At 64.0% G+C, this 19,975-nt stretch carries 15 protein-coding genes, 1 tRNA gene and 1 pseudogene; 10 read left to right on the forward strand and 7 right to left on the reverse strand.

The genetic code is table 11. The annotated features are described in order from the left end of the window. Positions 1-151 precede the first annotated feature (151 nt). Together NKL06_RS17210 and NKL06_RS17215 are read left to right on the forward strand one after the other, a co-directional pair. Positions 152-3,436 (forward strand): adenylate/guanylate cyclase domain-containing protein, encoded by a 3,285-nt coding sequence (locus NKL06_RS17210; protein ID WP_023672128.1) that lies wholly within the window; start codon positions 152-154, stop codon positions 3,434-3,436. Between the two features lie 19 nt (positions 3,437-3,455). Further along, the gene (locus NKL06_RS17215) at positions 3,456-4,136 is read left to right on the forward strand and encodes a redoxin domain-containing protein (protein WP_023672127.1); all 681 of its coding nucleotides are present in this window, start codon (positions 3,456-3,458) and stop codon (positions 4,134-4,136) included. Between the two features lie 20 nt (positions 4,137-4,156). Here NKL06_RS17215 and NKL06_RS17220 read toward each other — a convergent pair whose 3' ends face one another. After that, on the reverse strand, positions 4,157-6,184 hold the full coding sequence (locus NKL06_RS17220; RefSeq protein ID WP_352580645.1) for an SAM-dependent methyltransferase: 2,028 nt from the start codon (positions 6,182-6,184) through the stop codon (positions 4,157-4,159). Between the two features lie 322 nt (positions 6,185-6,506). Then, positions 6,507-6,581 (reverse strand) — tRNA-Gly (locus NKL06_RS17225). Between the two features lie 216 nt (positions 6,582-6,797). On the opposite strand from NKL06_RS17225, the gene NKL06_RS17230 reads away from it, so the two are divergent. The 4 genes from NKL06_RS17230 to NKL06_RS17245 all read left to right on the forward strand — a co-directional run bounded on the left by NKL06_RS17230 (position 6,798) and on the right by NKL06_RS17245 (position 9,439). After that, positions 6,798-7,295: a prolyl-tRNA synthetase associated domain-containing protein gene (locus NKL06_RS17230; RefSeq protein ID WP_023672125.1), complete on the forward strand. Its 498-nt coding sequence runs from the start codon at positions 6,798-6,800 to the stop codon at positions 7,293-7,295. A gap of 80 nt (positions 7,296-7,375) precedes the next feature. Continuing rightward, on the forward strand, positions 7,376-8,383 hold the full coding sequence (trxA, locus tag NKL06_RS17235) for a thioredoxin (protein WP_023672124.1): 1,008 nt from the start codon (positions 7,376-7,378) through the stop codon (positions 8,381-8,383). Between the two features lie 111 nt (positions 8,384-8,494). Next, complete coding sequence (locus tag NKL06_RS17240) at positions 8,495-9,166, forward strand: LON peptidase substrate-binding domain-containing protein (protein ID WP_023672123.1); 672 nt, start codon at positions 8,495-8,497, stop codon at positions 9,164-9,166. Between the two features lie 30 nt (positions 9,167-9,196). Next, entirely contained in the window at positions 9,197-9,439 is a 243-nt protein-coding gene (locus tag NKL06_RS17245; RefSeq protein ID WP_023672122.1) for a Trm112 family protein, read from the forward strand. Positions 9,440-9,559: 120 nt separating this feature from the next. Here NKL06_RS17245 and NKL06_RS17250 read toward each other — a convergent pair whose 3' ends face one another. The 3 genes and pseudogenes from NKL06_RS17250 to NKL06_RS17260 all read right to left on the reverse strand — a co-directional run bounded on the left by NKL06_RS17250 (position 9,560) and on the right by NKL06_RS17260 (position 15,300). Continuing rightward, a complete protein-coding gene (locus tag NKL06_RS17250; protein ID WP_023692886.1) occupies positions 9,560-12,832 on the reverse strand; it encodes an error-prone DNA polymerase in 3,273 nt (1,090 codons plus the stop codon). Continuing rightward, a pseudogene (locus tag NKL06_RS17255) lies at positions 12,829-14,306 on the reverse strand (DUF6504 family protein). The gene NKL06_RS17250 and the pseudogene NKL06_RS17255 overlap by 4 nt, the downstream one beginning before the upstream one ends. Next, positions 14,248-15,300 carry an ImuA family protein gene (locus NKL06_RS17260; protein ID WP_023694564.1) on the reverse strand — a complete coding sequence of 351 codons (1,053 nt, stop codon included), beginning with the start codon at positions 15,298-15,300 and terminating at the stop codon, positions 14,248-14,250. Before NKL06_RS17260 ends, NKL06_RS17255 begins: the two are co-directional and overlap by 59 nt. A 221-nt stretch (positions 15,301-15,521) precedes the next feature. On the opposite strand from NKL06_RS17260, the gene NKL06_RS17265 reads away from it, so the two are divergent. From NKL06_RS17265 to NKL06_RS17275, 3 genes are all read left to right on the forward strand, one after another. Beyond that, positions 15,522-15,944, forward strand: coding sequence for a metallopeptidase family protein (locus NKL06_RS17265; RefSeq protein ID WP_023673918.1), 423 nt, complete (start codon positions 15,522-15,524; stop codon positions 15,942-15,944). Positions 15,945-16,009: 65 nt separating this feature from the next. Beyond that, a complete protein-coding gene (locus NKL06_RS17270; RefSeq protein ID WP_023673919.1) occupies positions 16,010-16,330 on the forward strand; it encodes a type II toxin-antitoxin system RelE/ParE family toxin in 321 nt (106 codons plus the stop codon). Between the two features lie 9 nt (positions 16,331-16,339). Beyond that, the gene (locus NKL06_RS17275) at positions 16,340-16,621 is read left to right on the forward strand and encodes a helix-turn-helix domain-containing protein (RefSeq protein ID WP_023673920.1); all 282 of its coding nucleotides are present in this window, start codon (positions 16,340-16,342) and stop codon (positions 16,619-16,621) included. 33 nt (positions 16,622-16,654) lie between these two features. Here NKL06_RS17275 and NKL06_RS17280 read toward each other — a convergent pair whose 3' ends face one another. Then, positions 16,655-16,861 carry a DUF1737 domain-containing protein gene (locus NKL06_RS17280; protein WP_023673921.1) on the reverse strand — a complete coding sequence of 69 codons (207 nt, stop codon included), beginning with the start codon at positions 16,859-16,861 and terminating at the stop codon, positions 16,655-16,657. Positions 16,862-16,900: 39 nt separating this feature from the next. Continuing rightward, positions 16,901-17,782 (reverse strand): HpcH/HpaI aldolase/citrate lyase family protein, encoded by an 882-nt coding sequence (locus NKL06_RS17285; RefSeq protein ID WP_023694563.1) that lies wholly within the window; start codon positions 17,780-17,782, stop codon positions 16,901-16,903. Positions 17,783-18,433: 651 nt separating this feature from the next. Here NKL06_RS17285 and NKL06_RS17290 point away from each other — a divergent pair. Next, entirely contained in the window at positions 18,434-19,972 is a 1,539-nt protein-coding gene (locus NKL06_RS17290; RefSeq protein ID WP_023694562.1) for a DUF4153 domain-containing protein, read from the forward strand. The last annotated feature ends 3 nt before the right edge of the window (positions 19,973-19,975 follow it).

The raw sequence follows: 19,975 nt of genomic DNA on the forward strand, positions 1-19,975 counted from the left end.
GGTTGACGACTATCGGTTCATCCTTGTGAATACCCCGGCCGTGACGAGCGTGGCGAGATCACGCGTCATGGCCCAAGGTCAAAGAGATAGAGCATGATGTCGTCCGAAAACCGCTTCACACTCTTCGGCATCATGCTCTGGTGAGGTGTCCATGAACTGCTCGGGCTGCGGTTTCGAGATCGAGGGCGGTTACGCCTTCTGTCCGAAGTGTGGCCGCCGCCAGCCCGTGCCATGCGCCAGTTGCGGCTACGCCTGCGCACCTGATTTCGAGTTCTGTCCTAAATGTGGGGCAAGCGTCGGTGCGTCCGCAAAAGCTGCCGAACGGCCTGCTCCGACACCAAGCCGCACCATTGCGCAGCCCTCTCGAGCTCCATCGCCGAACATCGAAAGCGAAGAGGGGCCGCATTCCGTCTCCGACGCCGATCGACGAACGGTAACGGTGCTGTTCGCCGATCTCTGCGGCTTCACGACACTCAGCGAGCAGCTCGACCCCGAGGTCATGCAGGCGCTGCAGAACGAACTGTTCAAGGAATTGACGGCGGCCGTGCAAGGCTTTGGTGGTTTCGTCGACAAATTCATCGGCGACGCTCTGCTCGCCTTATTCGGTGCGCCGGTCGCGCATGAGGACGATCCGGAACGTGCGCTTCGAGCCGCTCTCGACATGATCGCCCGGACGGCGCGGCTCGGTGAAAGCACCCGCCACTCCGGCTCGCCGCTGCTGCTCCACATAGGCATAAACACGGGTCCGGTCGTTACTGGCGGATTGGGCATCGGCACCGCCAAATCCTATTCGGTGACCGGCGACACGGTGAATACGGCGCAACGCCTGCAATCGCTGGCTGCACCGGGTGAGGTGCTGGTGGGCGAACTCACGCACAGGCTGACCCGGCATGCCTTCTCGTACGAGTCGCTGGGCGATGTCGTCTTTCGCGGCAAGGCTGGCAGTGTGCTCGTCCACCGACTGGATGCACCGCTTGCGGCGCCGCGTGCAGCGCGCGGGCTCGAGGCGCTCGGCCTCAGTGCGCCCATAATAGGTCGTGATGCGGAGCTCAACAGAATGCTGGCGAGCCTTGACTTGGCGTGCGGCGGCTCGGCCCAGCTTGTCCGCCTCGTCGGCGAAGCCGGTATCGGGAAGTCGCGGTTGGTGAAGGAGTTCGTCGCCCGCGTCGGCGACGAGGATCGTTTTCGCAACGTCGCCGTGCGGCAGGCCACGTGCTCACCGCTGGGTGAACAATCATTTGGCGCCCTGGGTGCAGTGGTGCGCAGCGCTGCCGGGATGATGCAAAACGACAATGGGGACGAAATGCGGGGCAAGCTCGCAGCCTTGCTTGCCGATCTCGGCCTGCAGGGCGAGGAGGCGAAGCGGCTGATGCCTTTGCTCTACCATGTGCTTGGCCTCGGCGACCCCGATGCCACCTTGCAGCATGTCGAGCCCGAGCAGCTGCGGCGGCAAATTCTCTACGCGGTCCGCACAATCATGGAACGGCGGCTTGCGTTGTCGCCGCTGTTGATTGTCGTCGAAGACCTGCACTGGGCCGACTCCGTCTCGCTCGAGGCACTGCGTTTCGTGATGGACAGACTGGAACGCACGCGGCTGATGTTGCTGGTCACGCATCGTCCGGCGTCGGACAACGACCAACTCGACTCAAGTCGGGTCAGCCACACAGCGCTCAGGCTTTCGCCGCTCGACAGCGATGACGGACGCCGCCTGGTGGCGGCGCTTTTCGGCGAGAGCTGGGTAAACGCCGCAGGAGGGCTTCTCGACCAGATCCTCGAGCGCGCGGGCGGCAACCCGCTTTTCTTGGAGGAGATCGTTCGCGGCCTTATCGATCGCGGTGTATTGGTGCGCGAGGGCCAGCAATGGCGGACCGTGGCAGGCGAAGTCGCAACCGGCATCCCCGCCACGATCCAGGCAATGTTGCTTGCTCGCGTCGACCGGCTGCCGCAAGAGGTGCGCCGGTTGGCCCAGGAAGCCGCGGTAATCGGCCCGCGCTTCGATGCCACGCTTCTGAAAGCCGTGGCAGCCGACCCCGGCCGACTGGAAGCGGGCTGCGAACTGCTTTGCGATGCGGAAATCATCGAGGAAGTTGCCGGATCAGGCTCGGTCTCGTCGCAAAGCTACCGCTTTACGCAAACATTGCTGCAGGACGTGATCTACCAGAATCTGCTCCTGCAACGCCGGACCGACATCCACCGCCGGGTAGGTGCCGCCCTGGAGCAACTGTGCGGCGACAAGCCGGAACGGTTCGAGGATCTGGCCGTGCTCGGTCATCATTTCGCTCAGAGCGCCGAGCGGGAGAGGGGCGCGCATTACCTGCAGGCGGCGGGAGATCGCGCTCGCATGATATACGCCAATGACGACGCCCTTCGTTTCTACGAGCGAGCACTGACTGCGTTGGGCGCGATCGGGCAAACACCGCTCAAACTGGCAATTGCAGAGCGCATTGCCGATTTGAGCGGCCCGGCAGGCCGCCGCGAGATTGCACACCGCCACTACGAGGCGGTGCTGCAGGCCTATCGCGAGTCAGCCGATCGTGTCGCGGCGGCGCGCGTTTTGCGCAAGATCGGTCGGCTGTTTTGGGACGTGGGCAAGCGGGACGACGCGGAATCGCGCTACGCTGAAGCGGCAGCGCTCCTCGATGGAGCGGATGCCCCGATCGAGCAGGCGCATCTCTGGCAAGAACGTGGCCGACAGGCGTTCCGCAGCGGAGATCACACTCTCGCGGCAAAATGGGCAGACGCGGCGCTGGATTGCGTACGCTCTCTGACAACGGAACATGTCTCCGATGATGCCACCCTCGTGACCGCCGAGGCACTTAATACCAAGGCTGTTGCGCTGGCTCGCCTTGGGCGAAACCATGAAGCCGTGCGTGAGGTTGAGCGCAGCATTGAATTGGCCGAAGCCGCCGGTCTGCTGGGCGCGGCCTGCCGCGGCTACACCAATCTCGGGGTGCTCTACACGACCATCGATCCGGCGAAGGCGATGGAGGTCTGTCGGCGCGGTCTTGAAGTGGCGCGCCGTATTGGCGATTTGGGTTTCCAGGCGCGCCTCCTCGCCAATCTGGCGGTAGCTTGTTGTACTTTCACGGATCGCTGTCCAACGGAGGGCGTGCCTGCTGCCGAGAAGGCCATCGAGATTGACCGGGCGCTCGACCAGCGCGAGCACCTGCCAGTGCCGTTGATCGTGCTTGGGCAGATCCACCAGTGCAACGGCCATCCGGAACTGGCGATCGGCTTGTTCCACGAAGCACTGGAGGTAGCCCGCGAAACGGGCGAGCCCCAACTGCTGTTTCCGTGCTATGATGGACTCGCAACGCTTAATCTCGACCTCGACAATCTGGCCGAGGCCGAACGCTACTTTTCCCTGGCGCAGGGTATATGCGCCCAGCACGGGCTCGACCCGGAAGCGCTTGTGGTGCTGCCTTTTCTCGACTAGCCGGGATAGGGGGTTGGACATGTCCGCGCCTAGTGGATTGATACCGCTTCAACCGGGCGACCGGGCGCCGAACCTGATACTCGACGCCATTACCCAGGAAGGCAAGATTGCGCTTGACGACTTTCGCGGGCAAAAACCGGTGCTGGTCGGCCTGTTTCGAGGTCTGCATTGTGCGTTTTGCCGGCGCCACATCGCCGCTCAGGCGCGTCTCGATCCGGAGCTGCGCGAAAAGGGCGTGGAGAGCCTGACGGTGGTCAACACGCCGATCGAACGGGCGCGGCTCTATTTCCGCTACCATCCAATGCCGAACCTGCTTGCGGCGTCGGACCCGGAACGCGCTTCACATCGTGCTTTTGGACTGCCCAATCTCGAATTCACCGAGAACGAGACGAACTGGCCGTACAAGGTCGCGATGGCAGCGGCACAGGACATGCGGGTCGACATACCTGGCGAATTGCCCGGTCCCATGGATCCGATGACAGCCGCCGCAATCCTCGACAAGAAGGACCACTACGAACTGACCGAAGCCGACGAGCAGATGATGGCCACGGGACACGGACAACTGGTTGGTCAGTTCCTGCTGGACCGGCAGGGGATCGTCCGCTGGAGCTTCACGGAGGTCCCGGAGGGTGGGCGATACATGTTTGGCGCCCCAAACCCGAAGGAGCTGATGTCAGCCGTGTCGCAAGTCGCCCAATAATGAACTGACAAGTTCACCGTTTATCCGAGCACGGCCTCGACAGTGGCGACAAAGTCATCGAGCGAGCGGTCGCCGCGAATCTCGATGCGCGGAAGGTCGATGAGATCGCTATGGAGGTCCGCCGGCCCGTGCCTGCGGCCGAAGCCTACTCGATAGCCGCACTCCCTAGCCAGCCGGCCAAGCCGTCGGTCGGTGACGGAGAAGGGGGCCGCGAACGCCCTGGTTGGCCGGCCGGTCCAGCGTTCGATGAACAGACGAGAGCGCAGGAGCTCGGCGGCCAGGTCAGCGCTCGACAGACCATCTATGGCGCGATGCGTCGCCATGTGGCTGCCGAAGAAGGCGCCTTCGGCAGCGAGGCGTCGCACCGTCCCGGCGCCCATAAGCGGCGTCGGCGGACCGATGTCGGTGTCCCACTTTGCACTTTCGCCCACCAGGTCCGTCACCAGGAACACTTCCGCGTTCAGGTCGTTGGCGCGCAAGATCGGCCAGGCATGGTCGGCGAAGTTGTGGAAGCCGTCATCGAAAGTGATGAGCACCGGGCGGCCGACGAAAGGCTGACGGTTGGCGATGGATGCTTCCAGCTGCTCGGAGCCAATGGCGTGAAAGCCATTGGCGCGCAGCCATCCCATCTGGCTGGCGAATGCGGCGGGCGTGAGCCGAAAGCGAGCGAGCGCGGCCGGACCTTCATCGGCAACGCCGTGATACATGAGGACAGGGATATGCCGGCGCTGCTCGTTACGTGCGACGTCGCGGCGCAAGGCTCGCGCCCCACCCCAGACGATATTTCGCGCGACGCCGATTTCGATGGGCGCGCGGATCGGCACATGATCGATCACCGGGTCCGTCGCCACATCGCCCGGCGATAGGCGGCGGAAGCGGTCTATGCGGTAGAGCTCGGTCTGGATCGATTGCTCGAGCACCAGGCCTTCGGTCGCTGCCAGCGTCTCGGAGATCGCCTGGGCACCGAATGTGTTCCAGTCGAAGCCCGTCTTTTCGACATTGTCACGCAGCACGAATGCGTGTGCGCTGATGAAACTACCGCCAGGCGCCAACGCCTCGGCAAATTTCTTGGCGATGCGCCGCAACTCGGCGAGATCGTCCAGATAGTAGAGCACCTCCGAACAGAAGATCAGATCCATCTCACCCGGCAGCGTGTCGGCAGCGAAATCGAGTACGCCGAACTCGACATTCGCCTGATTGTTGCATCGGGCGCGGGCTCGCTCGATGGCTATGGCGGAGATGTCGGTTGCGGTCAGATGGCCCACGCGCGGCGCCAGCTGCCGCGTGAAATGGCCCTCCGCACAGGCCAGCTCAAGCGCCCGCCCGATGGGACCGGCAGGCAGGATCTCGATCTGCCGCTCATATTTTTCCTGCTCATAGAGCGAGCTGTAGTTCCAGGGATCCTCGGTCGCGAAATAGCTGTTCCAGAACGCCGTGCGATCCTTGTCGTGCTTGTCCGCGACCCGTGCGCGGCGCGGCGTAACAGGCTCTGACGGTTCAGCGCTCGACCGAACCAGGTCATGCGCCTGTGCGGCCAATTGCGCGAGTTTGCCGAAGTGGCTGTCCTGATCGGGCTCGCTTCCCGCCATGGCAAACGATACCTCGGCTGCAGGCGTGTTTGACGTGGTCGCGCCGGCGCCCTTTTGCGGTGCAGGCGATCCTCCCGCAAGCCGCTCAGCAGGCACTACATCCAGGATCAATTCAATCCAATGATCGCTCGTCACCGTCCCGAGTGCACCGAACTGCACGACAGCCTCGATCCGGCCATCCAGCATCAGATGGGCATAGATCTGATCGATGCCTTCCGGCAGTTCGGTCGCGGTCGGATTGCGAGCGTCGACGCGAACTCCGAGCGTTCGCGCCAGCCTGCGCGGCGCGGCAAGATCGTCGGCTTCGAGAAGCATTTGCTCAAGCTGGTACTGGACGCGGCGAGCTGCTGCGGGATTGTCCCAGATCTTGCCGAGTTCGATGATCAACGCGGTGGTTGCGCTGCCGAACCTCGCCCATCCGGCAGCCAATTGTGCCGGCACCGACAGGCTTCCTGCCATGAGGCCATCGAAGATTACCTTGGCAATCTCATGCGCCCACTTGCGTCCCGCCGGGAGTGCGCGCAGGGGCTGCGGGTCGACCAAGCGCGAGCCTGAGCCGCATTCGGACGCGGCGTTCCGCAACGCCAGCCAAGCAAGCGCTTCGGATGCGCTGCCGCCGTTCGCCGAACTGGAAACCAAGGGATTATGCGCCACGCCGTACTACCGCGCCTGGTTCTGAGGGAGAACAAGTGTCCCGCAACGCGCTTACATCGCCGGTCTGGAAAAAGCAAAAGGCGCCCCGAAAGGCGCCTCTTCATCGCGTGATTCCCCTAGAGGAAACTGGAGCGGGTGAAGCGATTCGAACGCTCGACCCCAACCTTGGCAAGGTTGTGCTCTACCCCTGAGCTACACCCGCTCACACGGCCCTTTGGCCGCAAGCCGGGCCTATATGGCTGAAGAGCGCGGCGATTGCAACAGGGAAATGACGGGCTTTTTGGTCGCGCCAAATCGCTTGGCGGAACCTTGTCGGCCACGCGGGTGGTTCATCGACTTCCCGCATGACGGTCTTGTCTCGGCGGCATCATTGGCCGTAAACGGCTTTGCCGCGCGCCGATACAGGGGAAGACCACCAATGCCGAAGACCGAAGCCGAGCTTTTCGCCTTTCTTGCCGATCTCGGCATATCAGTGTCGACCGTGCGCCATCCGCCGCTCTATACGGTGGCCGATTCGCAGTCGCTGCGCGGCGAGATACCGGGCGGGCACACGAAAAATCTGTTTCTCAAGGACAAGAAGGACAATTTCTTCCTGGTCAGCGTCGGCGAGGAGGCGGTCGTCGACCTGAAGCAGATCCACACGATGATCGGCGCCGCCGGCCGGGTGTCGTTCGGCAAGCCGGAGATGCTGATGGAGCTGCTCGGTGTCATTCCGGGCGCGGTCACCGTGTTCGGGCTGATCAACGACACCGAAAGACGGGTCAAAGTGGTGCTCGACCAGGATTTGATAGCACATGCGACAGTCAACGCGCATCCGCTGACCAATGAGGCGACGACGTCGATCGCGTCCGCCGACCTCATCAGATTCGTCGAGGCAACCGGACATGATGCTGCTATCTTGAAAGTCTCGGCTTGATCGCCACATGGATGGCGAAAACTGACCTCTAGTTAAGGACGTCGCGCTGCTCCGCTGGGCGCGATCGGAAGGGCGACGACATGAGCGACAACAACAATCCGTTTGGCGGCCAATTCGGCGGCAATTCTGGCCAGTACACCACGTCCGTGCAATATGGCGGCGCCGAGCCGGCCAAGTCGGCACTTGGCCCGACACCCGGCGCAGCACCTGCCGCTGGCGAGCTGATCAAGGACACCACGACCGCCACTTTCGCCGCCGACGTCATCCAGGAATCGCGCAAACAGCCGGTACTGGTCGATTTCTGGGCGCCGTGGTGCGGGCCCTGCAAGCAGCTCACGCCGCTTCTGGAAAAGGCGGTCAAGGCCGCCGGCGGCAAGGTCAAGCTGGTCAAAATGAACATTGACGATCATCCCTCGATCGCCGGCCAGCTCGGCATCCAATCGATCCCGGCGGTCATCGCCTTCAAGGACGGCCAGCCTGTCGACGGCTTCATGGGCGCCATCCCCGAGAGCCAGATCGCCGAGTTCATCACCAAGGTCGGCGGCAAGGGCAATGGTGCGCCGCCGGTGGCCGAAGCACTGGCCGCGGCGGCGGAAGCGCATGCGGCGGGCGATGCGCAGACCGCAGCCGACATTTACGACGCCATCCTGGCGCAAGCGCCGGAGACGATCGAGGCGATTGCCGGGCTGGGCGAGCTTCTGTTCGAGGCCGGCGACAGCGACGGCGCCGAGGCGCTGCTGGCAACGGCGCCGGAGGCCAAGAAAAATGCGCCGGCACTTGCCGCGCTGCGTGCCAAGATGACGCTGGCTGCGGAAGCGGCAGCACTTGGCAATCCAGCTGAATTCGAGCAGCGACTGGCCGCCAATCCCGGCGACCACCAGGCGCGTTTCGACCTCGCCATGATCCAGAACGCCAAGGGCGAGCGCCATGCGGCGGCCGACAATCTTCTGGCGATTATAAAAGCCGACCGGACGTGGAACGAGGACGGCGCCAGGGCGCAGCTGCTGAAACTGTTCGAGGCCTGGGGCATGACCGACGAGGCGACGCTGGCGGCACGGCGCAAATTGTCGTCGCTGCTGTTTTCCTGAGCCGTTTGCCGGCCAAATTGCCGGGGCGTGGCTGTCGGGCCTTGCGGTCGGCGGCCGCCGCGCCAGATTAGGCCGATAACATCGCGCCCGAAGCGGGTCGGAGGAGTGAAGGTGCAGGTCGGAAACGCATTTTACCGGGTCGGCAAGGATCTGCCGGCAACCATTCCGGTGTTTCCGCTTGCCGGCGCGCTGCTGCTGCCGGGCGGGCGCATGCCGCTCAACATCTTCGAGCCGCGCTACCTGCAGATGGTGGATGAGGCGATCGCCGGCGCGCGGCTGATCGGCATCGTCCAGCCCAGCCTCAATGGCGCGTTGCGCGCCGACGGGGAGCCGGAACTGTGCAATGTCGGCTGCGCCGGGCGCATCATCTCGATGGCCGAGAGCGGCGACGGCCGCTATCTGGTTTCGCTGCAGGGCGTCTGCCGTTTCCGCATCACCAGCGAATTGCCGGTGAAGACGCCTTTCCGGAAATGCAAGCTGGCGCCGTTCCTCACCGATCTTGCCGAAGACCAGGCGGCAAGCGAGGTCGACCGGCCGGCGCTGTTGAAAGCGTTTCGCGCTTATCTGCAGGCCAACGATCTCGAAGCCGATTGGGAAAGCGTCAGCCGCGCCGAGAACACCATGCTGGTCAATGCGCTGTCGATGATGGCGCCCTACGGACCGGCCGAGAAACAGGCGCTGCTGGAGGCGCCCGACCTGAAAGCCCGCGCGGAGACGCTGATCGCGATCACCGAAATGGCGCTGGCGCGCGAGAATGAGGACTTTGGCTCCAGCCTGCAATAAGGGCTGAGCCGATGGCTGAAGGGGGATCCAATGGCTGCGGATGGGCGTGACGGCAAGTCGGTCAATGTCGATCCAAAATTGCTGGAGCTGCTGGCCTGCCCGCTGACCAAGGGGCCGCTGGCCTGGGACCCGGTGCGCGGCGAGTTGATCTCGCGGCTTGCCAAGCTCGCTTATCCCGTGCGCGACGGCATCCCGATCATGCTGCCCTCGGAGGCGCGGACTATTTCGGCGGAAGACGTGCTGTCGCCGCCGCGATTGGGTGGGCCGGGCTGAAGGGCCAGGGGTGGTTCAAACGGACCTCAGCCTAAGAAGCCATTCTGTTGGCGATCCTTCGCGCCCCCCTCTGCCCTTGCCGGCATTAATGTCATGGGCTCCCGACCGCCCTGCACTTGCCTACTGAAAATTCCGCCCCTTGGGCATGACCCTTTCAGCTTTGTCCGAGAGGGTGGCAATGTCGGGCCGGGCAGCCGGCGTCATCTCTTCCAGCAGCACCGTCAGCCACGGCGTCAAATCCTCGATCTTCTCGGCGACGATGTGGATGACGTCGGATTCCGACTGCATCTTGCCGGTGACCTTGACGAAGCGCGCGCCCATGACGATGGGCCGGAAACGGGTAAAGGTCCGCTCCCAGAAAATGACGTTGGCGACGGCCTTGTCGTCTTCCAGCGTCAGGAAGATCGCATTGCCCTTGCCGGGCCGCTGCCGCACCAGCACCAGGCCGGCGACCGAGACCCGCCTGCCGTCGCGCACCGAGCCGAGATTGGCATTGGGAATGACGCCGGCGCGGTCGAGCCGCTCGCGCAGGAAGGCGACCGGATGCGCCTTCAGCGACAGGCCGAGCGCGCGGTAGTCGTGGATGACGTGCTCGCCGAGCGGCATTGTCGGCAGTTTTGTCTCGGGCTCGAGTTCGCGCAGCCGGATCGCCGGCTGGTCGAACAGCGGCAGCCGTTCGGCGGCGCTCTTGCCATCCAGCGCGCGCACCGCCCACAAGGCTTCACGACGGTCGAGGCCGAGCGAGCGGAAGGCGTCAGCCTGCGCCAGTCTTTCGATTTCGCCGACATCGAGGCCCGAGCGCAGCCACACATCCCTGACGCTTGTATAGCCGGCGCCGCGCCGCGCGGTGAAAGCTTCCATACGCTTCTCGGCCAAGCCCTTGATCTGACGGAAGCCAAGCCGGACGGCGTACCGGGTCTTGATGACACCGCGCATTTCGGCATGGCGCCCCAGGATGCGGCCCGGATCGAATTGGGCTTTCTCCAGGGTGCAGTCCCAGTCGGAAAAATTGACGTCGACGTCGCGGATATCGACGCCATGGTCGCGCGCGTCGCGCACCAGCTGGGCCGGCTGGTAAAACCCCATCGGCTGCGAATTCAGGATCGCGGCGCAGAACACGTCGGGATAAAAGGTCTTGAACCAGCAGGAGGCATAGACGAGCAAAGCGAAGGAGGCGGCGTGGCTTTCGGGAAAGCCGTATTCGCCGAAGCCTTCGATCTGCTTGAAGCAGCGCTCGGCGAAGTCTTTGGTGTATCCCTTGCCGACCATGCCGTCGATCATGCGCTGGCGGTAATTGCCGATGGTGCCGGTGCGCTTGAAGGTGGCCATGGCGCGGCGTAGTTCGTCGGCTTCGCCGGGTTTGAAACCACCGGCGACGATTGCAATATTCATCGCCTGTTCCTGAAACAGCGGCACGCCGAGTGTCTTCTTGAGAATAGCCTCCAGCTCTGGCTTTTGATATTCAGCCGCTTCCTTGCCCTGCCGACGGCGCAGATAGGGGTGCACCATGTCGCCCTGGATCGGGCCGGGCCGCACGATCGCCACCTCGATGACCAGGTCGTAGAATTCGCGCGGGCGTAGACGCGGCAGCATCGACATCTGCGCGCGCGATTCGATCTGGAAGACGCCGAGCGTGTCGGCGCGGCAGATCATGTCGTACACGTCGTTCTCTTCCGGCGGCAGGGTGGCCAGCACATAGGGTCGGCCGTAATCATCCCGGGCCTTCGGATAATGGTCGGTGAGCAAGGTGAAGGCGCGCTTCAGGCAGGTCAGCATGCCAAGCGCCAGAATATCCACCTTCAGGATCTTCACCGCGTCGAGATCGTCCTTATCCCACTCGACCATCTTGCGCGCCTCCATCGCCGTCTTGACGATGGGGACGATCTCGTCGAGCCGGTCGCGGGTAATGACGAAGCCGCCGACATGCTGCGACAGATGCCGGGGAAAGCCCATGATCTCGTTGGCGTGGGCGATCACGTGACGGGTCGAGGTCTCGTTGCGGTCGAGGCCGCCGGCATGCGCCTCCTTCTCGCCGAGCTCCGAGGTCGACCAGCCCCAGATCGAACTGGAGAGCGCAATGCGGACATCGTCCGACAGGCCCATGGCCTTGGCCACCTCGCGCAGCGCCGAGCGGCCGCGATAGCTGATGACGGCGGCAGCCAGCGCGGTGCGCTTGGCGCTGTATTTGGAGTAGATGTACTGGATCACCTCCTCACGCCGCTCATGCTCGAAATCGACGTCGATGTCGGGCGGCTCGTTGCGCTCCTCGGAAATGAAGCGCTCGAACAACGTGTCGATGCGCTCGGGGCCGACCTCGGTGATGCCGATGCAGTAGCAGACGATCGAGTTGGCGGCCGAGCCTCTGCCCTGGCACAGAATGCCCTCATTGCGGGCGAACTGGACGATGTCGTAAACGGTCAGGAAATAGCGCGCATAATTCAGACGCTCGATCAGAGCGAGCTCCTCACTGATGCGCTGCAAGACGGAAGCGGGGACGCCCGCCGGATAGCGCGTGGCGGCCCCCTCCCTGGCCAGACGCTCTAGCTCGGCCTGCGGCCCAAGCCCTGATTGCGTCGGCTCGTCGGGATAATTGTACTGGAGGTCGCTGAGCGAGAAGGTCAGTTCGCCGGCAAAGCGCAGCGTCTCGGCCAGCGCCGGTGGATGGCGGCGGAAGAGACGGGCCATTTCCAGCGGCGGCTTCAGATGGCGCTCGGCGTTGGCCGTCAGCTCCAGCCCGACCTCGGCGACCGGCAAATTGAGGCGGATGGCGGTGAGCACATCTTGCAGCGAGCGGCGCTCGGCGCTGTGATAAAGCACGTCGTTGGTCGCCATCAGCGGCACGCCGGCGATGTCCGCCATGCCCGCCGCCTGCTCGATGCGGAAACGGTCATTGCCGCGATAATCCGGCGCCATGCCTAGCCGCAAATTAGCGCCGAAACGGTCTTTCAGTTGACGGACCAATGCCAGGGGATCGTCGGCATTCGCCGAGAGATCCGGCAGCACCGCCAGCGACAGCAGGTCGCCCCATTCGAGCAGGTCGCTGCGCTGGAGAAGGGTCGCGCCCTTCTCGTTTTCATCGCGCAAATTGGCTTGCGTCAGCATGCGGCAGAGATGGCCCCAGCCCTTGCGGTTCTGCGGATAGGCGAGAATGTCCGGCGTGCCGTCGCCGAACACCAGGCGGCAACCGGGGTGATAGGCGAGCTTCTCGACCTTGGCCTGCTGCCAGGCGCGCACGACGCCGGCCACCGTGTTGCGGTCTGCCAGTCCGATCGAGGAAAAGCCGAGGAATTTGGCCGCCACCACCAGCTCCTCCGGCTTGGAGGCGCCGCGCAGGAAGGAGAAGTTCGACTGGATGCCGAATTCCGCATAGGGGATGACGGTCAGCGCGTTCATGCGAAGACCCCATGCATGAACCAGCGCGGCGGCACCTGCGGGTTGCCATAGAGGCCTTGCCGGTAGAGCCAGTAGCGGCGGCCGTCGGCATCCTCGATCCGGAAATAGTCACGCGTCGATGTGAGCGGATCGCTTGACGTTTCACGCCACCATTCCGGCGCGATGCGTTCCGGCCCCTCGGCGCGCGCGACCCGGTAGAGCGCGCGGCGCCAGCGGAAATTCATCGGCGGACCCTCAGGCATTTCGGTGGCCGGCACCTCGATCGGCTCGGGCGAACGGAACAGCCGGATCGGCCGTTCCGGCGGGAAGATGGTTGCGCGCGGCGCGTCTTTCGAGCCCGGCTTCCTGAGCGGTGTTTTGCGTTGTGGCGCTTCCGAGAACGGGATGGTGGCAATGGCGCGCTCCGGCAGATGGCTCTCGAGGGCGACCGGTTTCAGCACCGCACTGTCGCCGAGCCTGGCGCGGATGCGGTCGGCAAAGAGTGCCATGTCGGCGCCGTAATCCTCGGTCTCGCCGGTCAAATCGGCCTGCTGCATGTCGAAGCCGGCGGCCGCCAGCACCGAAAGCCGCACCAGGTCGAAGCCGTAGCCGGCATCGATGTCCTGTTCGAGCGCGGCCAGCCGCTCATGGAACAGGCGCTGGATAAGCTTGGGTTCGCGCAACGGTCGCGAGGTACCGACAGCGATGCGGCTGACGGCGCCGTCGACGCGAAACAAAGCAGCGCCAGCATCCTTGCGCCTTCGCCGCGGCGTTCGAGATCGGCCTTCAGCGTCACCGCCAGCAAGAGCACCAGCCGTTCGATCTCGGCGGTCAGCACGACCGGCTCGGCCAGGTGGCGTTCGACCGAAAGCGGGGCCACGGGCAGGCGCGGCGATACCGCCTCGTCGAGGCGGCCGAGCGCCTGGTCGAGCCGCAACGGCAAGGTCGCGCCGAAGCGACGGGCGAGCGGCGCGCGCGGCGCTGCCATGACCGCGCCGGCGGTCCGCAGGCCGACGCTTTCCAAGCTGGCGCGGATATCGGCCTCGATGCGCAGTGCCGCCAGCGGCAAGGGGGCGAGCAGCGCTTCCTCCTCGCCGGAGACAACGATGCGGTTGCCGCAGAAGCGCGCCGCCGCCCAGGCTGCACCCGGCGTCGCGGCCAACCCGGCGCGGACATCGAAACCCTGCTGGAAAAACCGCGCAAGGATGTCGTCCAGCATGGCGCGCTCGCCGCCGAACAGATGCGTGCAGCCGGTGACGTCGAGATAAAGGCCATCAGTACCGTCGAGCGCCACCAGCGGCGTATAGCGATCGCACCAGTCGGCGAGGCCTTCGAGCAGCCGGCGATCGGCGTCCGGATCGGCCTCGACGATGTCGATCGAGGGATGCATGGCGCGCGCATCGGCAATGCCCATGCCAGGCTTCAGATGCAGCGCCTCAGCCCGCTCGTCGAGGGCCGATATGCGCTGGGCGTTGCGGTCGCGATGGCTGATCACGAGCGGTGGGTGAGATGGCGGCAGATGATCCGAAGGCCGGGAACGCCACGACCGTCCCAGGCGCTGGCGCAGGATCCGTTCTGCCGCCAGATGCGGGAACCACAGCGACAGAATTCTCTGCCCGTTTTTCGCGGGGCTTTCTTTCTTCGAATGCGTGTTCATCGGGGTTCCACTCCAGTGTGAATTGTCCAGGCAGAGCGGTGCGGCTCTTGCCGATGCTGACGGTGAAGGCAGGGTGGCCGATCGAGCCGGCAAGCGGCCCGGCGATCGTCCGGCGCGATTTCGCTGGTGCAGCCGACACGATGAGGCGCACCGGGGCGGCGGTCGGCTCGGCTTCGCCGGCCTGGCGCAGCAGGAACACCGGCCGGCCGGCGTTTTGGGCGCGCGCGTGCAGCCGGCGCGTCGCGGTGAGGTCGAGCCGCTGCGGGCTGCCACGGATCTCGAGAATGATTGCGGCGAGCGCCGTCATCTTGGCGGCCTCCTCGGCTACCCACAGCGCATCGGTGAGTTTCGGCGCCTCGGAAAACAGCAACTGCTCCGGTGCGATACCGAACATGCCCTGCAATCCCCTGGCATAGGGAAAGCCGGCCTCGCGAAAAATCTCCGATGTGCCGATCCACAGCACGGGCAAGGGCTGGCCCTTGAGGATCAGGCTGACCAGCGACAGTACAAAGCCGGCGACGGCCCCGGCATTGCGGGTCTCAAGGCCATGGATTTCGCTCAAGGCGGCTTTCGGCAGGCCGCCGCTCAGCGCCGCATCGAGGTGCTCGACGCCGGTCGCCAGGAAAGCATTCGGCGAAGCCACGGCAAGCCCGCGCCGGATGATGGTGACATCGGCATTAGGTTCGGGCGCACCGCCGATAGCGCTGTCAGCGCGCGCACGAGGTCGCTCGCCGGCCGGCGCGGCCAGGCGCTCGGGCAGCGTTCCCTCGATCTTCGCGATCTGGCGGCGCAGGGCAAAAACAGTCTCCCGCGCCACGGCTGATGTCGCCATGACGGTCAATTTCTCTCATAATTGTTCCTGTTATGTTCTTATAGATTCCAGAGGGTGCCGAAAGAGTCAAGCGGAGTCAGAAGGAATTTATTCCTTGATCAAAGGTGGCGAGGCCAACCTTGGACTTTGGTCGCAGCCATTCGGCGCAAAGAATTGGCCAGGTACCCGTCCATTTGCCGAGTCCGGAGGGAAAGCCTATATGCCGGATCAAAGGACAAAGCATGGCCCGCATCTACAAGACCCGCACCTGGCACGATGAACTCTCGCCTTCGATCGAGGAGATCGAGTTTCTGGCGCTGGAGGCGTACGCACATCTGCCCGACGATTTTCGCAAGCTGACCGGCGAGATCGTCATCATGATCGCCGAATTCCCGACCGACGAGATCATGGACGATCTGTCGCTGGAGACGCCGTTCGACCTGCTCGGCCTGTTCGAGGGCCGCGGCATCGCCGAGCGCTGGAACCCGCAGACCGGCGAAGGCCCGAACCGCATCACCCTCTACCGCCGCGCCATCCTCGACTACTGGGCCGAGAACGAAGAGACGCTGGGCGACATCGTCACCCATGTGCTGATCCACGAGATCGGTCACCATTTCGGCCTGTCGGACGACGATATGGAAAAGCTTGAAGAGGCGGCGGAGTAAGGCTGTGCGATATTCAGGTGGCGAGCCTGCTTGTGAAATTATACAAGTTTTGATATAAAGCCTGTATGCCCACCAAGCGACTGGAGTTTCTTGGAGATTCTCTTGCCAAGCTCCGGGCTTTTCCAGAGGCGGTGCGCAAGGAAACGGGCGTTCAACTGCACAAGGTTCAACTCGGATTTGAGCCAAGCGATTGGAAGCCGATGACGACGATAGGCCTAGGCGTACGGGAAATCCGTGTCCGAGACGATGCTGGCGCGTTCCGGGTGCTTTACGTCGCCAGCATAGGTGACGCCGTCTTTGTCTTGCACGCCTTCCAGAAGAAGACGCAACAGACGGCGAAACGAGACCTGGCTCTTGCCGCATCGCGGTTCAGGCAAATTCAGTGAGACATGCTCATGGAACGTCAAAGCTTTGAAAATGTCTGGGATGCGCTGGAAGACACCCCGGCTCAGTCCGCCAACATGACTATGCGCTCCAATTTGCTGATCGCGATCGAACAGCGGGTGCGGAGTTGGGACGTTACCCAAGCCGAAGCAGCCAACCGACTCGGGATTACCCAGCCACGCCTTAGCGATCTTCTGCGGGGCAGGATCGCGAATTTTAGTCTGGACACCTTGATCAATCTGGCCACACAGGCCGGACTTACAGTGCGTCTTGATATTGCCGAGGCAGCCTAGCGCTGTCTTAGACAACAGGCTGGCAAAGCTCGGCTACCAATCACTCAGCTTCGTATCCGGCCCGTATTCCTGGCCGTCGATATCCTTCACCACCGCCTGGCCGCAGCGCATCGATTTGGTCTTCTTGTCGTAGGCGTAGGTCGGCGAGCCGTACAGGTGCCAGCCCTTGTTCAGCGCCGCGGTCACCTTGTGGCAGAAGGTTGAATCGTCGGGGGCGGACAAAAAGCGGTAAAGTCTCATGGGTCAGATCCTGTCGTGAGTTCGTCTTTTCGGGGCGGATCATGCGCCGATGGCGGCGGCCTTCGCCAGCAATTTCTCGGCCTGCGCCAAGTGCAGCCGCTCGACCATCCTGCCGTTCAAAGCAATCACGCCCTTGCCGGCATTTTCTGGCAAGGCGAAGGCATCCTTCACCGCGCGCGCCTCGGCCAGAGCTTCGGGCGCGGGCGCAAAGGCTCGGTTGGCGGTTTCGATCTGGGCGGGGTGGATCAGCGTCTTGCCATCGAACCCCATGGCAGCGTCTTCCGTGCATTCGCGCGCAAACGCGTCGAGGTCGCGAAAATCGTTGGAGACGCCGTCGAGCATGTCGATGCCGCCGGCCCGCGCCGCCAGCACCATCTGCATCAGCCAAGGCACGAGGTAGCGCCGATCAGGCGTCGCCAGAATGCCGGTTTCCTTGACCAGATCGTTCGTTCCGGCAACGAAACAAGCTAGGCGCGAGGCCGGGTCGCGGCCGAGTTCGGCAATGGCGCCGATGTTGAGCATGGCCTTGGGCGTCTCGATCATCGCCCAGAGCTTGACGCTGTCGGGGGCAAAATTGTCGTCGAGCACGTCGCCGACTTCGAGGATATCGCGCGGCGTGGCGACCTTGGACAACAGGATGCCGTCGGGCTCGAATTTTGCCGCGGCGAGCAGGTCTTCAGTGCCCCATTCGCTGGACAGCGCGTTGACGCGCACGATCATCTCGCAGCGGCGTTTCGGTCGGCTGGCGAAAATGCCGGCCAGTTTGTCCCGCGCGGCGATCTTGTCTGAGGGCGCGACGGCGTCTTCGAGGTCGATGATCACGGCATCGCAGGCCAGCGTCGCGATCTTGGCCAGCGCCTTGTCGTTGGAGGCGGGGACGTAAAGCACCGAGCGGCGCGGGCGGTAAGGTTCGCTTGTCATGGCCGATCTATGCCGCGTGGGGGCGGGTGAGGCAAGCGTCCGACCGGTACCTGATGACGAGCCAACCGCGAAAGCGTGCACTGCCCCGCCCGTCCCGCAGCAGTTGCGGAAGGGGGGCCTTTCCTCTCCCCCGTCGATCGGGGGAGAGGTGTCGAGCGAAGCTCGACGGAGCGGGGATCGACGGAGTGGATGTCGACCCTTGGGGCGCAAGGCGAGGCGATGTTTGCACCGAATGCCCTTCCTGTGTCCGTTCGCGGCGATTGCCAGGTGGTTCCCCCACTCCGTCTCGGCTTCGCCGAGCCACCTCTCCCCCTCCGGAGGGAGAGGAAAGGAGCCTGGCTGGGACAGCGCCAACGTCCGGAAAGATGGCGGGCAGCGCCCCGGCCGTAAGCGCAGGTCCTGCACGAAAACTGCACATCCCTGCGGAAAACCTCCTCCGCTCCGCCCCGCCGTTTCCATGCGAGCCCGCGACAACAGCGGCATGCAACAGCGAAACGCTCACCGTTGGTCCCTGCCCTATCGCCTGCGCAGCGAAAGCTGGTGGTTGGTCGATCCGCCCCGGGCGGAGGCCCGCCCTTACCTGGAAGCGAGCCTGCTCCCTTTTATCCGCCCACCGGCCGAGCGGACCCAGCCCATCAGGAAAATCCGCGCATGACATCGTTTGCAAGCTTTTCCAGCCGCTTCGGCATCGCCGTCCTGCTCGTCGCCCTGGCGGATTTTTTCTTCTATGGCCAGCCCGCCGGGATCACTGTCCTGCTGTTTGCCATCCTGATCGCCGGCGCGGTGGTCGCTGTGCATCCTGCCGCGCTGAATTCCACCCGACCCTGGCTCAAGCCGGCCGCTTTGTTCGTCGCGCTGCTGCCGCTGGCCGAGAACGTCAGCCCGCTGTCGGTGGCGATAGCTGTCGTGTCGCTGGTGGTGTTTGCGCTGTCCCTGTCCGGGCGGCTGCGGCACGGCATCGCCCGCATTGCCGGCCAGGTCGCGCTGTTCCTGCTGGCGGCGCCGCTGCGCCTTATCCGTGACTTTTTCCAATGGCGCCGCACGGTGCGCCGGCTTGGCGGCCGCCGCATCCGCCTGGCGTCCATCATCGTCTGGGTCATGCCGGTGACGCTGGGCGCGGTGTTCCTGTTCTTGTTCGGCGCCGCCAATCCGGTCATCGAATACTGGCTGTCGCTGATCGACCTGATGAAGCTGCTCGATCTCATCCAACTGGCGCGGATCGTCTTCTGGCTGTTCGTGCTCGCCGGCGTCTGGGCTTTCCTGCGGCCTCGCCTGCCGCGTTTCCCGCGCCGCCTTCCACGCCGCCTTCCACCTTTGACGCCGCCTGCAGCTGTGGCCGCACCGGCCGCGACTAAACCAGCGACAACGATCGAGGCCGTCGTCTTCGGCAAGGCCGCGATCTTGCGCGCGCTGATCGTCTTCAATGCCCTGTTTGCGCTGCAGACCGGGCTCGACGCCGCCTATCTCTGGGGCGGGGTCGCCCTTCCCGACGGGTTGAGCTATGCCGCCTATGCCCATCGCGGCGCGTATCCGCTGATCGCCACCGCGCTGCTGGCCGCCGGCTTCGTGCTGGCGGCGCTGCGGCCGGGCAGCGAAACCTCAGGCGATCCGCTGATCCGCCGGCTGGTCTATGCCTGGGTGGCACAGAACATCGTGCTGGTCATCTCGTCGATTCTCAGGCTCGATCTCTATATCGGCGTCTATGCACTGACCTACTGGCGCATCGCCGCCTTCGTCTGGATGGGGTTGGTGGCGTCAGGGCTTGTACTGATCATTGCCCGCATCGCGCTTGGAAAATCCAACGAATGGCTGCTCTCCGCCAATCTTGCGACGTTATCTGCGACGCTTTATGCCTGCTGCTTCATCAACTTCGCCGCAGCGATCGCCAACTTCAATGTCGACCATTCCCTTGAAATGACCGGCGACGGCACGCCTATCGATACCGAATATCTGCGCTCGCTTGGCGCTGCCGCCATGCCGGCGCTGGACCGCCTCTACATGCACCAATTCGGAAACCAAACCACCTGTCTGGCCGACCAAATGATGATCGACGACACTATCGCCGAGCAGAAGCAGTGGCGCGCCTGGAGCTTTCGCGGCTGGAGGCTCCTGCAGGTTCTCGACAAGAGAGGTCCGCTCGTGCTTCCTCCACCTACCCAGCCCTCGCAACCTTCAGTGCCGGACCGTTAGATC

Origin of the sequence: Mesorhizobium sp. C268A (assembly GCF_040324475.1) — a bacterium.
Lineage (GTDB): Bacteria > Pseudomonadota > Alphaproteobacteria > Rhizobiales > Rhizobiaceae > Mesorhizobium.

What these genes read in the sequence shown, in the direction of transcription:
- NKL06_RS17245 (WP_023672122.1), top strand. Translation starts at nt 9,197, where the DNA reads ATGGCTGCGGATGGGCGTGACGGCAAGTCGGTCAATGTCGATCCAAAA.
- NKL06_RS17265 (WP_023673918.1), top strand. Translation starts at nt 15,522, where the DNA reads ATGGCCCGCATCTACAAGACCCGCACCTGGCACGATGAACTCTCGCCT.
- NKL06_RS17290 (WP_023694562.1), top strand. Translation starts at nt 18,434, where the DNA reads ATGACATCGTTTGCAAGCTTTTCCAGCCGCTTCGGCATCGCCGTCCTG.
- NKL06_RS17275 (WP_023673920.1), top strand. Translation starts at nt 16,340, where the DNA reads ATGGAACGTCAAAGCTTTGAAAATGTCTGGGATGCGCTGGAAGACACC.
- NKL06_RS17260 (WP_023694564.1), bottom strand. Translation starts at nt 15,300, where the DNA reads ATGGCGACATCAGCCGTGGCGCGGGAGACTGTTTTTGCCCTGCGCCGC.
- NKL06_RS17280 (WP_023673921.1), bottom strand. Translation starts at nt 16,861, where the DNA reads ATGAGACTTTACCGCTTTTTGTCCGCCCCCGACGATTCAACCTTCTGC.
- NKL06_RS17215 (WP_023672127.1), top strand. Translation starts at nt 3,456, where the DNA reads ATGTCCGCGCCTAGTGGATTGATACCGCTTCAACCGGGCGACCGGGCG.
- NKL06_RS17285 (WP_023694563.1), bottom strand. Translation starts at nt 17,782, where the DNA reads ATGACAAGCGAACCTTACCGCCCGCGCCGCTCGGTGCTTTACGTCCCC.
- NKL06_RS17250 (WP_023692886.1), bottom strand. Translation starts at nt 12,832, where the DNA reads ATGAACGCGCTGACCGTCATCCCCTATGCGGAATTCGGCATCCAGTCG.
- NKL06_RS17210 (WP_023672128.1), top strand. Translation starts at nt 152, where the DNA reads ATGAACTGCTCGGGCTGCGGTTTCGAGATCGAGGGCGGTTACGCCTTC.
- NKL06_RS17220 (WP_352580645.1), bottom strand. Translation starts at nt 6,184, where the DNA reads ATGGCAGGAAGCCTGTCGGTGCCGGCACAATTGGCTGCCGGATGGGCG.
- NKL06_RS17230 (WP_023672125.1), top strand. Translation starts at nt 6,798, where the DNA reads ATGCCGAAGACCGAAGCCGAGCTTTTCGCCTTTCTTGCCGATCTCGGC.
- NKL06_RS17270 (WP_023673919.1), top strand. Translation starts at nt 16,010, where the DNA reads ATGCCCACCAAGCGACTGGAGTTTCTTGGAGATTCTCTTGCCAAGCTC.
- trxA (WP_023672124.1), top strand. Translation starts at nt 7,376, where the DNA reads ATGAGCGACAACAACAATCCGTTTGGCGGCCAATTCGGCGGCAATTCT.